The sequence below is a fragment of the Nanhaiella sioensis genome (genome assembly GCF_046557775.1).
Taxonomy (GTDB): Bacteria; Bacillota; Bacilli; order Bacillales; family SM2101; genus Nanhaiella; species Nanhaiella sioensis.
This window is the reverse complement of sequence record NZ_JBKAEG010000001.1, coordinates 3,504,409-3,521,671: the sequence shown is the minus strand read 5'-3', so window position 1 is coordinate 3,521,671 and position 17,263 is coordinate 3,504,409. Positions and strand designations below refer to the sequence as shown.

The window sequence follows — 17,263 nt, the reverse complement described above, 5'->3', positions numbered from 1 at the left end:
TAAACCCTCCTTCATCTAAAATTCTGCAAGCTCTCTCATGGCCTTCTCCACTTTGTCAGGATTCACCATAAAGAATTTTTCCATAGTTGGTGCATATGGCATAGCAGGTATATCGGGGCCAGCTAGACGTTTTATTGGAGCGTCTAAATCAAATAAGCAATGTTCAGATATAATAGCTGAAACTTCGCTTATAATACTTCCTTCTTTATTATCTTCTGTTACAAGTAGTACTTTTCCAGTTTTTGTAGCTGCTTCTATAATTGCCTCTTTATCTAATGGATACACTGTACGAAGATCAAGAACATGTGCAGAGATTCCATCTTGAGCAAGTTTTTCAGCCGCTTGGAGTGCAAAATGAACACATAAACCGTATGTAATAACAGTAATATCTTCACCTTCACGCTTAACGTCAGCTTTGCCAATTGGCAACACATAGTCATCTTCTGGTACTTCACCTTTAATTAAACGATACGCGCGCTTATGCTCGAAAAACAAGACCGGATCATTATCACGAATAGCTGCCTTTAATAACCCCTTCACATCATATGGTGTTGAAGGCATGACAATTTTTAAACCAGGCTGATTTGCAAAAACAGCTTCTACAGACTGGGAATGATATAACGCACCGTGTACTCCTCCTCCGTATGGAGCACGAATCGTTAGTGGACACGACCAGTCATTGTTGGAACGATATCTAATCTTAGCTGCTTCTGATATAATTTGGTTTACAGCTGGCATGATAAAATCAGCAAACTGCATTTCTGCGATCGGTCTCATACCATACATGGCAGCACCAATACCTACCCCAGCAATCGCAGATTCAGCAAGAGGTGTATCTATGACTCGCTCTTCCCCAAATTGTTCATGTAAGCCAACCGTAGCTTTAAACACGCCACCTTTTTTTCCTACATCTTCTCCAAGTACAAATACTTTTGAATCGTTTTCCATCTCTTCACGTATTGCCATTGTAACAGCGTCAATATATGAAATTACAGGCATTTAATTTCCCCCCTCTTTCACTCTGCATAAACATACTTCATTGCTTCTTCTGCTTCAGCATAAGTAGCATTTTCCGCATATTCTGTTGCTTCATTAACCTGACTCATCACTCGATTATCAATTTCTTTTTCTAATTCTTCACTTAATAAGCCAATATTTCTTAAATAGGAAGCAAAAGTGATGATAGGATCATTTTTCTTCGCTTCAGTTACCTCATTACTTTCTCGATAACTACGGTCATCATCGTCACTAGAATGTGGTGTTAAGCGATAAGAGATTGTTTCAACTAATGTAGGACCTTCACCGTTACGTGCTCGCTCAGCAGCCTCTTTTACAGCCTTGTACACTTCTAACGGATCATTACCATTTACTGTATAACCAGGCATTCCATATCCAATGGCTCTGTCAGAAACTTTCTCACATGCTAATTGTTTCTCAATTGGAACTGAAATAGCATATTTATTGTTTTCACACATAAAAATAACAGGGAGCTTGTGAACACCTGCAAAATTCGCACCTTCATGGAAATCTCCTTGATTTGAAGATCCTTCACCAAACGTAACAAATGTCACAAGGTCTTTTCCTTCCATTTTGCCAGCTAGAGCTACTCCAACAGCATGTGGAACTTGAGTTGTAACTGGCGATGACCCTGTTACGATATTATTGCTCTTCTGGCCGAAATGTCCTGGCATTTGACGTCCACCTGAATTTGGGTCTTCTGCTTTTGCAAATCCTGATAACATTAAATCTTTTGCAGTCATACCAAACGTTAATACGACTCCCATATCTCGATAATACGGTAGGACATAATCTTTATTGCGATCTAACGCAAAGGCGGCACCTACCTGTGCTGCTTCTTGCCCTTGACAAGATATTACGAACGGTATTTTACCAGCTCTATTTAATAACCACATACGTTCATCAATTTTTCGTGCAAGTAACATCGTTTCATACATTTCAAGTACTCTTTCATCATTTAAACCTAGCTCTTGATGACGATTTTCAGTCATACATATATACCTCCTTTATTATTTAGGCTGTTTTCGCATTGATTGTTGCTTTTCGTTCTTAAATGCAAGCATTTATTAGTGGCATCTTTTCTACTTATAAAATTATTGAGTTCTCATAAAATTCATCGTACTGTCCATACTTTAGTAGCAATAGCAACAATGTTTACGGTAAGAGCCATTTTTTATATTATCTATTAGCCATGAATTGGTTTACCATCTACAGCTAGCGCAGCTTCACCAATAGCTTCTGACAAAGTAGGATGTGGGTGAATAGTATGTGCTACCTCCCATGGAGTAGCATCTAATACACGTGCTAACCCAGCTTCTGATATCATATCAGTTACGTGTGGGCCAATCATATGTACGCCTAATATATCATCTGTTTCTGTGTCAGCAACAATTTTAACGAATCCATCTGATTCACCAAACACAAGCGCTTTTCCTATCGCCTTGAATGAGAATTTACCTGTTTTTACAGTAAACCCTTGCTCTTTTGCCTCATGTTCAGTATAACCAACACTTGCAACCTCTGGATTACTGTATACACATTTTGATATTAGTGAATAATCAATTGGAGGAGGATTTTCTCCCTTAATATGCTCTACAGCAACAATTCCTTCGTGTGACGCAACATGTGCAAGTTGAAGGCCTCCTATGCAATCTCCAATCGCATATATATGAGATTCTTTCGTCTGATAAAATTCATTTGTTTGTACGAACCCTTTATCAATTACAATATCAGTATTTTCAATACCAATTCCTTCAACGTTTGCTTGACGACCTACAGACACGAGTATTTTTTCTGCTTGGAAAGTTTTTTCTTCCCCTTTATGTTCTGCCTTAATCGTCACTTCTTGACTTTTTGATAACGTTTCGGGAAGTACTTTTGCGCCAGTAACAATGTTAATTCCTTTTTTCTTCATGAGGCGTCGCATCTCTTTGGAGATTTCAATATCCTCAGTTGGTAGAATGTGATCTGCATATTCAAGAACAGTAATTTCGACACCGAAATCTGCTAACATAGAAGCCCACTCTATTCCAATAACTCCTCCACCGACAATGATCATTGATGATGGTAGTTCCTTCATTTCAAGAGCTTCATCAGAAGTCATCACAAATTCGCCGTCAATTTCTAACCCAGGTAATGACCTTGGACGTGACCCTGTTGCGATAATGACATTTTTCGGAATGATCATTTCATTTTCGTCACCGTTATTCATTTCAACTGAAATTGTTCCAGGCATCGGAGAAAAAATTGATGGACCTAAAATCCTTCCAATTCCCTCATAAACATCAATCTTACCTTTTTTCATTAAATATTGAACACTCTTATACAATTGGGAAATGATCTGATCTTTTCTACCTTGAACCTTTGAAAAATCTAAGGAAACATCTGTTGTTAGAACTCCAAATTCTTCACTTTTTTTCGTTGTTGAATAGACTTCAGCGCTTCTAAGCAGTGCTTTACTAGGGATACACCCTGAGTGCAAGCATGTACCACCTAATTTACCCTTTTCAACCACAGCTGTTTTCAAACCTAATTGTGATGCACGGATCGCTGTTACATAACCACCTGTACCACCGCCGAGTATCACGAGATCATATTCTTTTGACATTGTTACTATCCCCTTCCTCATTACACGATCTTATATGTTAGTTAGCAGGATATATTTTTTCATCTTCATCATTACGCAAAACACGTAACGCACCTTCAGTTAACGCTTGTAATTCATTTTCCCCAGGAAGAACGATTACATCAGCAATCCAGTTAACGCGTGTAGATATGTGCTTAACAAACTCTTTGCCGTAAGCTAATCCCCCAGTTAAAATAATTGCATCGATTTTACCTGACAGAACTGCACTTGCAGCACCAATTTCCTTCGCAATTTGATAAGCCATCGCTTCATACACAAGTTGGGCATTTTCATCTCCCTTGGTTATCATTTTTTCAACCGCTACTGCATCATTTGTTCCTAGATAACCTACTAGACCTCCGTTACCTACTAGCTTTTTCATCACTTCATCACGGTAATAATCACCAGAATAGCAAAGCGTAACTAAGTCACCAGCAGGTACAGTCCCAGCGCGTTCTGGGCTAAATGGTCCGTCTCCATGTAACCCATTGTTTACATCTACAACACGACCTTGTTTGTGGGCACCAACCGTAATACCACCACCCATATGGGTGACAATTAAATTACATTCCTCATATCTCTTACCTAAATCTTTTGCAACTCTTCTTGCAACGGCCTTTTGGTTCAGCGCATGAAAGATACTTTTTCGTTCTATAAGTGGGAATCCAGAAATCTTTGCAATTGAATCCATTTCATCAACTACAACTGGGTCAACGATAAAGGCAGGTATATTTAATCCTCCAGCAATTTCATGTGCTATGATGCCACCAAGGTTTGAAGCATGTTGGCCAGCGTAACCAATACGTAAATCAGCAAGCATTGCTTCATTTACGCGATAGGTACCACCTTCAATAGGACGTAATAACCCACCACGTCCACAAACAGCATCTAATTTAGAAATATTAATGCCCTCATGATGCAATGTTTCTAGGATTGTGTTTTTTCGAAATTCGTATTGGTCAATAATTGCTTCATACGAGTTAATGATCTTACTATCATGCCGAATCGTTTTCTCAAATATCGAGAGTTCATTATCAAAGACTCCTATTTTCGTCGATGTTGACCCTGGGTTGATAACAAGAATACGATATTCTCTCTCTTGCAAAATCAATACCTCCATTTTGTGATGTCATTGGGGCTTCGTGATAGCTCCACAGCATATGTATGGAGTACTCAGGTGGCGTCATTTTGCCACCTAATTTTCCAATTAATCTTTAGCAATGATAACTCTATTGACAATTGCTAAAATTTATCCACGTTTACCCTCATCACAAGCTTCCTATTTTAGCGATTTCGTCTACTTAGAATGTGATTTTCATTTCGTAAGAACTGGCTACGTGAATTTCTCATACGTTCAATGCGCTCTTCAGCTAAACGATCAGCAGCTACATAAGTTGGAATACGATCACGATTTGCTATTTCAATGACTTTTTCTATATTATTATAAATCGTTTCTACTTTTTTCATAGCGCGGTCACGGTTATAACCATTTAATTCATCTGCCACGTTCATTACTCCGCCAGCATTAATCACGTAATCAGGTGCATATACAATTCCTAAGTCATGAATAGTATCTCCATGACGTGGCTCTCTTAATTGATTATTCGCTGCTCCTGCAATTACTTTTGCTTTCAGCTTAGGAATAGTATCATCGTTAATCGTTGCACCAAGAGCACACGGTGCATAAATATCGCAGTCTACACTGTAGATATCATCAGGGTCTACAGCCTGTGCACCAAATTGTTCAACTGCTGCTTGTACTGCCTCTTTGTTAATGTCAGTAACGATTAATTGTGCTCCTTCTTCATGAAGGTGTTTACACAAGTTAAAAGCTACATTACCAACACCTTGAACAGCGATGACTTTTCCTTCTAATGAATCTGTTCCAAATGCTTCCTTTGCAGCTGCTTTCATTCCGCGATACACGCCGTAAGCAGTCACAGGTGAAGGATTACCTGATGAACCAAATGCTGGTGAAATACCTGTTACAAAATCTGTTTCTTCATGTATCAAATCCATGTCAGCTACTGTAGTACCGACATCCTCTGCAGTAATATAGCGACCATTTAGTCCTTGAATATAGCGGCCAAATGCTCTAAACATTTCTTCATTTTTGTCAGTGCGTGGATCACCAATAATAACTGTCTTACCACCACCTAAATTTAAGCCTGCTGCAGCGTTTTTATATGTCATTCCTTTGGCTAAACGTAATGCATCTTCAATTGCTAATTCCTCAGAGGCATATGTCCACATTCGAGTCCCACCAAGAGCAGGTCCTAAAGTTGTATCATGAATTGCAATTATAGCCTTTAATCCTGATTGTTTATCTTGACAAAACACTAATTGCTCATAATCATACTCTTCCATATAAGAAAAAATCTGCATATTAAAATCCTCCTAAAATTCTAAATTATTTAATGAACAGAACGAATAGCCAAAGCTAGTGAGTAAAGCTTGCTCTCTGATGAATCTGCTCTTGAAGTTAAAACAATTGGAGCTTTGGCACCAGATATAATAGCCCCCACTTTTGCTTTAGCAAAGTAAATAAGAGCTTTATAAAGGGCATTTCCCGTTTCAATATTAGGAACAAGTAATATATCTGACATTCCAGCTACTTCACTTACAATACCTTTTTGTTTAGTAGCATGAACTGAAATAGCATTATCAAGTGCCAATGGACCATCAACAATACAATCTTTAATTTGACCTCTTTTATTCATTTGCGTTAAGGCTGCTGCGTCAAGTGTAGCTTGCATCACTGGATTAACTACCTCTACAGCACATATAGGAGCTACCTTGGGCTGATTAATGCCAATCGATCGGGCAAGCTGAACTGCATTTCCTATTATTTGTGCCTTTTGGTCAAGGTTTGGTGCAATATTCATAGCTGCATCAGTTATGAATATAAGTCGATCAAAACCCTCAACCTCAAACACTGCATTATGAGATAATACCTTACCTGTTCTAAGCCCCCACTCTTTGTGAAGCACAGCAGATAAAATTAACGAAGTTGAAAGATTTCCTTTCATTAATACATCCGCTTCACCTGAAGAAACGGATTTAACGGCTAGCTCAGCTGCGTGCTCATGTGAATCTGCAGCAATAAGCGAAATTGCTTCACTGTTGACATCGTCAGGAGCTAACTCCTGAAGCAATTGTTTCACCTTCACTTCATCACCAAATAGTCGAAAATTAGCTAAGTTTTTTCGAAGTGCTCCCACTACTGCTTCAATGATTTCTTTGTCCTCAGCAACTGCAACAGCTACAGTTTTTTTGGGAGACGTTGTTGCTTGCTCAATTAATAGGTCCAATTTCATGTAATCTACTTCAACCCTTTCGTAAGAATTACTTGAGCTAATCCTACTTTCTGAGTATATTGTTCTCAGATGTTTATATTTGCAAGAAGCATGCCATAAAAAAGAATGATAAGTAATAGTGTATTTAAGTTATGTTTCACAACATGCACTGCGCAAAAAAATTCAAAACTTGAAATTTATTGCATGCTTTTTATTGCAATATTATATTTTTCAATTTTATAATATAAATTCCGTAATGAAACACCCAGAGATTTTGCTGTGGCAGTTTTATTCCCGTTGTTGTTCGTTAAAACTTGTTCAATAATAGCCCCTTCATAATTCTCTAACATTTCTGATAACGTTTGATCATTTTGCGTAGGTATAGTGATAAGAGATGCGTCAGCTTTGTTGGCTATTTCAGGTTCAAGAGTAGGAACATGTTTAAGTCCTATATGAACTTCATTAAATTTCATAAAGATCATTGCTCGTCCAATAATATTCTCTAATTCTCTAACATTTCCCGGCCAATTGTATGTATGAAAGTAATCAAGTACTTCCAAGCCTAAACCTTCTACATTTCTTCCATATTCTTGGTTTATTTTACGAAGAAGGTGTTCGCATAATGCTGGTAAGTCTTGTTTCCTATTTCGTAAAGGAGGAATTTGTATAGGTAACTTATTTAAGCGATAAAATAAATCTTCCCGAAAAGACCCATCAGCTATAGCCATTTCAAGATTCACATTTGTTGCAGCTATTATTCTTACGTTAATTGGAATGGGCTGCGTTCCTCCAACTCTAATAATTTCATTTTCCTGTAGCACCCTTAATAACTTTGCCTGTGTATTAGGCGATAGCTCACCTATCTCATCTAAAAAAATACTACCATTATTCGCTTCTTCAAACAGACCTCTTTTCCCACCACGTTTCGCTCCTGAAAAAGCTCCTTCTACATAACCAAACAATTCACTCTCTAGGAGTGTTTCAGATAAAGCCGCACAATTGACACGTATAAATTTATTAAACTTTCGATTACTTGCGTTATGAATCGCATGTGCAAATAGTTCTTTACCAGTTCCTGACTCACCGCGTAATAGCACTGTAGCAGGTGTGATTGCTCCAAGTTTCGCTTGTTGGATAGCAAATTCCATCTCTTCAGATTGACCAATGATATCATCAAATGAATACTTTGCTTCTAACGTACGAATAATTTGCCTTGCTCTATTCAATTCAGTAGTTAATTGCTGAATTTCAGAAACATCATGGATGACACCAACGCTCCCTTTTAATTTCCCATCCACAATAATAGGTGCAACATTTACTAAGACATCTCTTTTATTAGGGCCAACCTTCATCCTAACCCCTCTAACAGGTCTTCTCGTATTCAGCACTTTCATGTGAACACTTTCACCTTCTGAAATATCTGCAGTAGCAGGTTTTCCGACCACCTCATCTTCTGTTAACCCCGTAATCTTTGTATAGGCACGGTTAATTAGTAAGCCAATACCGTTCTCATTCACTACTGATATTGCTTCTTCAGATGATTGAATAATTGCTCCTAGCATAGTTTGAATCTCTTTCAGGTTAGTTATTTCTTCGGCTAGTTTTACTGCATCAGTTATATCCTTAAATACAGCAACCGCCCCATATAGGACACCTGCTTCATTAATAATAGGTATTCTTGTCGTAATAATTTTCTTACCATTACTTAATATAAGCTCCTGATTAATTTCAGTTTGCCTCGTTTTCATCACTCTAGTCAGTTGACTTGCAGGTATGATTTCCTCAATCGGCTTCCCTATCACATCTTCTTTACTCAAGCCAACAATTCGTTCAGCACTTCTGTTAAACAAAACAATATTCGTGTCGAAATTGATCACTATCATACCATCATGAGTGGAATTTAAAATTAAATCATGCTTATCTGATTCGTTTTTTAATTTAGTAATTAACCCTTCTTTTTGCTCCATTAACTGGGCAGTTAAATAAGCAACAGCTCCAGGGATTAACACTGTTTTTTTAGTTCTTACTTCACGAATTTCTTCAAAAACCTTTTCACTACCTGTTGCTTCTATAACAACATCAATCTCACTTGTTAAAAACTCTCGCCAATTACTACCAGTACGAATACTCAAATCTCTTGCCATCTTCAATCCAATCGCGGTAGGCTTAATATCGACAACCGCTACAACTTCCATTATCTCTGTTTCTTGTAATATTTTTAGAATTGCCGAGCCACCCTTTCCAGCCCCAACAATCAACGCTTTTTTCATGAACAACACACCTCTACGGCCTCTTTGAAATAAATTACATACTTCTCAACAAAATATATGCAATATCTTTCACTAACATATCATACCGTTTTTTTAACTGCTTGACAAATAAATTAGAAGAGTTATTCTTTTTTTAGAGCACTATTTTGCATTACTTGTAGTTGCCATACTAAGAACTAAATTCATATTTGACTACCGTTCACTAGACCATTTCTAGTCGTACAAATTTAGGAAATAGCAACAAAACTTGTAATAGAGAAACTCCATTGAAAGGATTAATACGATGAAACGAATCATTGCATTATTAGTATTATTAATACCAGGAATTTTATCGGCCCTTGGAATTAAATTAATGAGGGATATGCTCTTCAATATATTACAGAAACCTTTTCCTTTTTTATGGCTTCAATTTCTCGTAGGGTTCATCATGTTTATAGCTGGTTTAGTATTTGTTGCCGGCTTTATACTGCACCGAGACCGTAAACGAAATAAAGTACAACCACGCTTACAGCAAAATAGTAAGATAAAATAACTGAATGAACAGCTAGATCTGTTGATTTGGTCAAATTCTCATTAACAATGAATATCTGGAGGTGCATGTTAAATGAATCCACATCAAATATCTCTTGAAACTGCTCAAAAACTTGCAAGCACGCTAAATATTCCAATAGAACAAATTATGCATATGCCAAAGCATATTCTTGTTCAAAAAATGGCTGAAGCAGAGAAGAAAAAAGACGAGGCTGGGACATAAGTGGAAAACTAACTGGTTTTTATACATTACGCAAAAAAAAAACGCACGAAATCAAGGTTTATAAATTTGATTTCGTGCGGTTTCTTCATTTTAATTGGGTTTTGTCCCAGCCTCGTCTTTTTCTCATAATTGCTTAGTTTATTATTTTTTATGTCGTATCAATCAATATGTAGTTGTTTATCCACTACATAGAAAACTCCTTTACTTGGACTTTTCAATTTCTTTGTTTGTTTCTTAATTTGGATAAACGTTTCCGGATAAACCTTTTGAAAGATCGATACTTGCCCATCACCTTTTAAATTTAACAATTCGGTTAACCCTTTTCGAGATTGTTCAAAGTTTGAAACTTCTGTAACTTGTTCATCAAACTTATGCCTCAAGCGCTCATACTCTTGGTCATCCTCTACTAAATCTCTATGATTATAGTTGTCAAGAAGCATTTTTGTTGATTCTGTTTTTTGAACTGCTTTTTTATAATTTCTAAGAAGTTCTTCCAACTCTTTTTTAATCTCATCACGATCAAAACCTTCAACAATAACAACTGTTGGTTTTTCCATTTCATTTCCTATAAAACCCGCTGTAACACTTGCTCTCGCTTCTACTTCCCCTCCAATAATTTTCCCCTTATATTCATGGGCATATAAATTAGTTGCCTTTATAGTACACCCAATTGCATAATAACCGACATTAATATTTCGTTTTGAAGTTAGCGTACACTCATTTGCATATTTAACAAAAATATCTTGTCCTGAAACAATGTTCGTAACACCTTTTCCAAACACACCACCTTTAATAAATACATCACCTGTTTTAGATTGAATTAATTTAACCCTACTTATGCCGATTTCACTCATAATAGAAATATCCTTCGTTGCAATTACCGAATATCCATCTTGTACAATACCTTTTATCGTAACACTTCCATCAAAATTTATATTTCCAGTCTCGACACCAACATCACCATTAATGACTAAATGGTCGCCTATAGATAACTTCCCGTTTTCTATTTGTACCACACCATCAATAACAGCTCTTAATACAACTTTCCCGTTTTCTAACTCTTCCTTTTTAACCGTTTTTTTATCATAATATAAAACTTTATCTTTTCCTTTTTTCGGAAATAATAGACTTCCTAAAACTGTTCGTCCAGCTTTCCCCGTTGTTGGTGGAATTTTTTCTCCAAGCCACTCTCCTGCTTCTACTACATCGATAAAATTCATATCAAAGTAATCAGCTTTCCCATCTTCTCTAATTGTTGGCTTTCTTTCAGACATTTTATAATATGAAACAATAGAATCTTCCCCATTAACTGGTTCAACCCCTCTTGCAACAACAATATCTTTTTTGGCTTCTAATTGTTGGTGTAGAACGTCTAGGGAAATACCATCTGCTACCCCTTTAGAATGTAGAAGTTCTATTGCTTTAGGAATATATAATAATTTATTTTCATTTAATTCTTCATTTGAACAATGAAAGTGAATTGTTGCAACCATTTTGTCCTGTGAAATCTTGCAAGTAACCAGTGGTTTCAACTCACCAATCTGCACAGTTTCACATGTAGCTTCTTTAATCGCTTGTTTCAGCAGTAAAAATTTCGAAATGTTGATTCGTGGATACTTAGTTAATAGACTATTAAACTCAGTCATTGTATAACCAGCCTTAAACACATTAATAAAAACTTTTGAATCATCATCAACTGTTATTATAAAAAAGTTATTTTTTAAGAGTTCCATTTCTAGGATACACCTTTCATTATATAATTTAGTAATAAATCAAGTTATTAGTAACACCCGTTCTTAATTTTATGTATATGGAAAAATAAAATTTTACCAATAAACTCTTATAATTGAATCTTAATACTTGAATAGTTACTTATCAATAATCCATTTATACTATTATTTAGAAATAGAATTTTTTTTATTTCTAAGCAATATTTGTTATTTAGATAAAGGTTAATGAACAGATAAAATTTTCAGGTATTATTTACTGTTAAATAATTATAAATATTAAAACTATGGTAGATTAGAACGAGGCTTTTTTTTCAGATATGATACAAATTTATATAGTTGGAACTACTACTTAAGTATATATAATTCGAAGTTTAAAAGGAGAAAATTAAACAAAAAAATATCTATTTCGATTTATCAACATTGAATGAGCTCAGAAACCATGCAAAAATTACTCCAATAGGCTGATTAATTGAAAAAGATACTTCATGCAGATTTCGTTAACCTTCAAATTTCTATCAACTAAACGAAACAGTGTAATGAAACAACAGAATGTTGCACTGTACTAGAACTAAAGAATACGCTTAATCTTTTTAATTGTAAATATTTATGGTATTTATACAACAAAAAAGCCCTCTTAAAAAAGAGAACTTAAATACATTTATATTGGCATTAGTACTTTTCTTGTTAATTACAACTTATTTATAGGATTTTTTCACTTATAATTTGTTTAATTACCCTTACCCTTTCAAGAAGCTTTATGCTCTAAACGCAGCTTATCAGCAACCATAGCAATGAATTCCGAATTGGTAGGCTTAGCTTTTGACATACTGACTGTATAACCGAACAATGACGAGATTGATTCAATATTGCCTCGACTCCATGCAACTTCTATTGCATGACGAATTGCTCGTTCTACTCTACTTGCTGTAGTGTTATATTTTTTTGCAATATCAGGGTAAAGTACTTTAGTAATTGACCCTAATAGTTCAATATCGTTATACACCATTGATATCGCTTCACGAAGGTATAAGTATCCTTTAATATGTGCAGGAACACCAATTTCATGGATAATGCTTGTAATACTTGCATCAAGATTTTTATGCTTAGACTCATTTTGTGTGCGATACAATGTTGTTGTTTGTTTAACATGTGTAAGACCTTTACCACTAACTTGGCGAATATGACTAATTAAATTTTCCATATCAAAAGGTTTTAAAATAAAATATGAGGCCCCTAATTCCACAGCTTTTTTAGTAACGTCCTCTTGACCAAAAGCTGTTAGCATAATGACATTTGGTTGATTCTCTCTTTGTTCACGGATTTTTTCAAGGACAGCTAAACCATCTAAATGAGGCATAATAATGTCCAAAACCAATACATCAGGGGTATTATTTTTTAAAATATCCAAGCAGTCATGCCCGTTATAAGCTACCCCTACAACTTCCATATCATCTTGATTAGCAATGTATTGTTCAATTAGGCTTACTAACTCTCTGTTGTCATCAATAATACAAACTTTAATTTTTTTCACACACTTTCCTCCTCGAACTCCAAATAAAATCAGGATTCATTATTTTCTGACTTCAGTGTAATGGAACATTTCGACGACATAACATGAAATCCCTTTAATTTTTTAAAAATAATATAAAATCTCTGAAATCTATACTTATCTCCCAAAACCTTTATTATCCTATGTTTTTCGTTATTCGACAAATAACAAAAAACTTTTGTCGAAATACGTATTTCAGTTAAAGCATTATGTAAAAAACGAGCTGTTTTAGCTCGCTTTTTGTTGTTTTTTTTCGTAAATGTCAATCCCTGCTTCATTTAGCATCCATTCAATATGAACGCCATACCCGCTTGTAGGATCATTAACAAATACGTGAGTTACAGCACCAATAACCTTTCCATTTTGAATAATAGGACTGCCGCTCATACCTTGAACTATACCACCTGTTTTGCGCAACAGCTTTGGATCTGTAATTTTGATAACCATACCTTTTATTGCTGGAAATTTTTGTGGAACCGAGCTAATGATTTCAACATCAAATTCCTCAACTTTATCATTATCAACCACAGTTAGTATTTTTGCTGGACCTTCCTTAACTTCATGTGATAATGCTATTGGTAATGCTTGATCATTAATCCCATTTTTAATTTTTTTAGTTAATTCACCAAAAATTCCAAATGGGCTATTTTTACTAATTGTACCAATCTCTTCTTTATCCTTTGAAAACCTTGCTAATTTCTCACCTGGAGTACCTGTACTCCCTTTTTGAATGGATGTAACAGTCGACCGAACAATGTGTCCATCTTGAACTCTAATTGGTTTTTTTGTATCTATGTCTGAAATCACATGACCCAGAGCTCCGTATTTTTTAGAATCAGGATGATAAAATGTCATTGTGCCGATTCCTGCAGCTGAATCACGTATATACAGACCTATACGATAGGCGTGATCATTTATATCTTTGATTGGTTGCAAAGTAGTAGTTACTACATCATTATCACGGGAAATTGTTAGTTCAAGCGCTTTTTCTTCTTTCCCAGCTTGTTTAACAAAAGGAGCAACATCACTCATTTTTTCTATTTCCTTACCATTAATTTTAGTAATTAAGTCTCCAATTTTCACACCAGAACTTTCTCCAGGAGACACGCTACCTTCCTCTGTTTCAACTTGATGAAACCCAACTACTAAAACACCGATTGAATTAAGCTTGACTCCGATAGACTGTCCACCTGGTATCACCTTTAAATCATTAAGAACATTTACATTGATTTTTTTAATTGGGATACCTGCCATCTCTAAAAGCATTTCACCATTTCCAGAAGCTTCACCCATAACGGCTAAACCAGTTTCAGCATTTGAAACTGAAAATACATCATTATCGTTTTGTTGACTAACTGTTACAGGTAATGTAGAAGGTAGTTTAAGCTGCTGACCTTCAAAAACAATAATATTTTTTGGCAAACCAACATATTCTTTAAATGGACCAAAAAAAAGTATACTTACCAATGTAACAAGGAGAACAGCACCAACTATTTTTCTTATCTTCTCTGTTATCAATCACTTTCACTCTCCTCGCCCTAACCCACACCAAATTAATTACATGGCTACATCATTAATTTAGCCTACTAAGCGAACATTTATAACTATATAACAGAGAAAAAGCTAGCCGTTTTTGGATAGCTTTTCATGCATTTTTTAAATTTTTTGCTAAATCAAGCAATTCCTTTGCATGTTTCTTAGTTAAATCAGTGATTTCGACACCTGAAATCATCCGACCAATTTCTTTTATTTTCTCATTTTTATTAAGATGAGTAACTTTTGTTGTCGTTCGATCTTGTGAAGTATTTTTTGAAATAAACAAATGTGTATCTGCCATTGCTGCTACTTGAGGTAAATGCGAAATACAGAGTACTTGTGATCCAACAGAGACATGATATATTTTTTCAGCAATTGCTTGAGCTACTCTTCCACTTACTCCGGTATCAACTTCATCAAAAATAATAGATGTAACGCCCTGATGCTTTGAGAAGATACTTTTTATCGCAAGCATAACTCGAGATAACTCTCCACCTGAAGCAACTTTTGAAAGTGGCTTTAATGGTTCACCAGGATTAGTTGAGATAAAAAACTCAACTTCATCAATGCCATTTTTTTTATATTTCACAGGAGTTTCATTAGAGAAAGATGTTTCATGAATCCCCTCTTTTTTTGACAATGCAACGTCAAAGGTCGTTTTATCCATATATAAATGTTTAAGTTCTCTTTTAATATCTTTAATCAACAGCTCAGCATAGTGCTTCCTAAGACTGGAAAGATTTTTAGCCTCTAATAACAAATCAGCTGATATACCTTCTAGTTCTTTTTTCAGTTGAAGAACATGACTATCACGATTTTGAATCGTATCAATTTCTTCCTCGATTGTTGCTGCGTATTCAAGTATATCTTGAACTGTTCTTCCGTATTTTCTTTTCAAATGATTTAATTCATTCAAACGTCCTTCTATAAAATTCAGCCGATCTGGGTCATACTCGAGCTCATCTAATTGATTACGTATTTTATATGAAATTTCCTCCACCAAATAATAACTATTGGAAACTGTCTCAAAGGCTTCTTTTAAATTTGCATCATAGGTGGAGACACCATCTAGATGATTCATCGCAAGCCCAAGCCAATCTAACCCTCTTTGCTCTCCTAAAAGAGACTGATAAGTATTATGTAATGCTTCATATATTTTTTCAAAGTTAGCAATTTTCGTTTTTTCATCAAACAATTCATCATCTTCATTTGGAATCAGATTCGCTTCTTGAATCTCCTTCGATTGAAACTGAATTAAATCTAACCGATGTGCCATTTCCTGTTCATTGTCATTTAGTTTTTGGAGTTTATTCGTTAATTTAACATATTTTTTATAAAGAACATCATATTCACTAAGAGCTGACTTTATGTTCTTGCCGCCATATTGGTCGAGCAAATATAAATGATTGTCAGCAATCATCAGCTCCTGATGTTCATGCTGACCATGTATATCTACCAACGTAGCACCAATTTCTCTTAAAGTAGCAATTGTTACTAGCTTTCCATTCACTCGACAAACGCTTTTACCTGTTGTATACATATCACGATGTAGGACGACCATTCCATCACTTATTTCAATACCTAATTCTGCTGCTTTATTGTAGCACGAATGAGCATCATCATCGAGTAAAAAGAGCCCTTCAATTTCCGCTCTCTTTTCTCCATAACGCACTAAATCTGAAGAGCCCCTTCCTCCAGCGAGCAAATGGATGGCATCAATAATAATTGATTTACCTGCACCAGTTTCTCCCGTTAACACAGTTAGTCCCTTATCGAATGAAATCGAAAGGGAGTCAATAATTGCAAAGTTTTTTATTGTTAATTCTGCTAGCATACCACACCTCACTTACAGCATATCTAAAAACCGTTGAGATATGATCTCTCTATCATCAGGCGTTCTACAAATGATCAAGCAAGTATCGTCTCCACAAATTGTTCCTAATATTTCTTCCCAATCAAGGTTATCAATTAGAGCACCAATAGCATGGGCATTGCCAGGTAACGTTTTCATTACTAGTAAATGACTAGCGCCATCTATCCCAACAAATGCATCAATTAATGATCTTTTTAATTTCTGTAACGGATTAAAACGTTGATCTGCTGGCAAGCTGTATTTATATCTTCCATCCATGGTTGGAACCTTTACTAGATGGAGTTCTTTTATATCTCGGGATACTGTAGCCTGTGTTACATTAAAGCCAGCTTCCTTCAGTATGTCAACTAGTTCATCCTGTGTCTCTATCTCATTATTAGTAATGATATCCCTTATCCTTATATGTCTTTGCCCCTTGTTCATGCTAAGCACCTCTCATGTATAATTATTTCGTCCATTATAAAGGTGTGATACTCATAATCTTATATTACCTGAATGGTCGGCATGTGCATATTTGAATTATGCATTGTTTACAAAATAGTTAAAATTAGACCATGCTGTTTCCACATGGGTGGTTGTTAAACACCTACACATGCTAGAGGCATCTTTTCA

Annotated in this window: 14 protein-coding genes; 2 read left to right on the top strand and 12 right to left on the bottom strand. The window is 35.6% G+C overall.

Annotation, left to right across the window (positions count from 1 at the left end; translation table 11 throughout):
* Positions 1 to 15: 15 nt before the first annotated feature.
* The 7 genes from V1503_RS16325 to V1503_RS16295 all read right to left on the bottom strand — a co-directional run bounded on the left by V1503_RS16325 (position 16) and on the right by V1503_RS16295 (position 9,209).
* Positions 16 to 999, bottom strand: a complete 984-nt coding sequence (locus V1503_RS16325; protein WP_410628244.1) for an alpha-ketoacid dehydrogenase subunit beta — start codon at positions 997 to 999, stop codon at positions 16 to 18.
* A gap of 17 nt (positions 1,000 to 1,016) precedes the next feature.
* A complete protein-coding gene (locus tag V1503_RS16320) occupies positions 1,017 to 2,009 on the bottom strand; it encodes a thiamine pyrophosphate-dependent dehydrogenase E1 component subunit alpha (RefSeq protein ID WP_214480195.1) in 993 nt (330 codons plus the stop codon).
* 194 nt (positions 2,010 to 2,203) lie between these two features.
* Positions 2,204 to 3,625, bottom strand: coding sequence for a dihydrolipoyl dehydrogenase (lpdA, locus tag V1503_RS16315; protein ID WP_410628241.1), 1,422 nt, complete (start codon positions 3,623 to 3,625; stop codon positions 2,204 to 2,206).
* Positions 3,626 to 3,662: 37 nt separating this feature from the next.
* Positions 3,663 to 4,748: a butyrate kinase gene (gene buk / locus V1503_RS16310; protein WP_214480197.1), complete on the bottom strand. Its 1,086-nt coding sequence runs from the start codon at positions 4,746 to 4,748 to the stop codon at positions 3,663 to 3,665.
* Positions 4,749 to 4,927: 179 nt separating this feature from the next.
* Positions 4,928 to 6,028 (bottom strand): branched-chain amino acid dehydrogenase, encoded by a 1,101-nt coding sequence (gene bcd / locus V1503_RS16305; protein WP_410628238.1) that lies wholly within the window; start codon positions 6,026 to 6,028, stop codon positions 4,928 to 4,930.
* A gap of 29 nt (positions 6,029 to 6,057) precedes the next feature.
* On the bottom strand, positions 6,058 to 6,960 hold the full coding sequence (gene yqiS / locus V1503_RS16300) for a phosphate butyryltransferase (RefSeq protein WP_410628236.1): 903 nt from the start codon (positions 6,958 to 6,960) through the stop codon (positions 6,058 to 6,060).
* Between the two features lie 176 nt (positions 6,961 to 7,136).
* The gene (locus V1503_RS16295; RefSeq protein WP_410628234.1) at positions 7,137 to 9,209 is read right to left on the bottom strand and encodes a sigma 54-interacting transcriptional regulator; all 2,073 of its coding nucleotides are present in this window, start codon (positions 9,207 to 9,209) and stop codon (positions 7,137 to 7,139) included.
* Positions 9,210 to 9,492: 283 nt separating this feature from the next.
* Between V1503_RS16295 and V1503_RS16290 the strand changes: the two genes are divergently transcribed.
* Both V1503_RS16290 and V1503_RS16285 read left to right on the top strand, forming a co-directional pair.
* A complete protein-coding gene (locus tag V1503_RS16290) occupies positions 9,493 to 9,741 on the top strand; it encodes a DUF2627 domain-containing protein (RefSeq protein ID WP_214480201.1) in 249 nt (82 codons plus the stop codon).
* A 72-nt stretch (positions 9,742 to 9,813) separates the two neighbouring features.
* Positions 9,814 to 9,963, top strand: a complete 150-nt coding sequence (locus V1503_RS16285) for a YycC family protein (protein ID WP_410628232.1) — start codon at positions 9,814 to 9,816, stop codon at positions 9,961 to 9,963.
* A gap of 158 nt (positions 9,964 to 10,121) precedes the next feature.
* On the opposite strand, the gene V1503_RS16280 is transcribed toward V1503_RS16285, so the two are convergent.
* The 5 genes from V1503_RS16280 to ahrC form a co-directional block, all read right to left on the bottom strand.
* The gene (locus V1503_RS16280) at positions 10,122 to 11,696 is read right to left on the bottom strand and encodes a flagellar assembly protein A (RefSeq protein ID WP_410628230.1); all 1,575 of its coding nucleotides are present in this window, start codon (positions 11,694 to 11,696) and stop codon (positions 10,122 to 10,124) included.
* A 742-nt stretch (positions 11,697 to 12,438) separates the two neighbouring features.
* Positions 12,439 to 13,260 carry a sporulation transcription factor Spo0A gene (gene spo0A / locus V1503_RS16275; protein ID WP_320257150.1) on the bottom strand — a complete coding sequence of 274 codons (822 nt, stop codon included), beginning with the start codon at positions 13,258 to 13,260 and terminating at the stop codon, positions 12,439 to 12,441.
* 210 nt (positions 13,261 to 13,470) lie between these two features.
* A complete protein-coding gene (gene spoIVB, locus V1503_RS16270; protein ID WP_410629456.1) occupies positions 13,471 to 14,757 on the bottom strand; it encodes a SpoIVB peptidase in 1,287 nt (428 codons plus the stop codon).
* Positions 14,758 to 14,887: 130 nt separating this feature from the next.
* A complete protein-coding gene (recN, locus tag V1503_RS16265) occupies positions 14,888 to 16,612 on the bottom strand; it encodes a DNA repair protein RecN (protein ID WP_410628227.1) in 1,725 nt (574 codons plus the stop codon).
* A 12-nt stretch (positions 16,613 to 16,624) separates the two neighbouring features.
* Positions 16,625 to 17,074: a transcriptional regulator AhrC/ArgR gene (gene ahrC / locus V1503_RS16260; RefSeq protein ID WP_214480207.1), complete on the bottom strand. Its 450-nt coding sequence runs from the start codon at positions 17,072 to 17,074 to the stop codon at positions 16,625 to 16,627.
* Positions 17,075 to 17,263 lie beyond the last annotated feature (189 nt).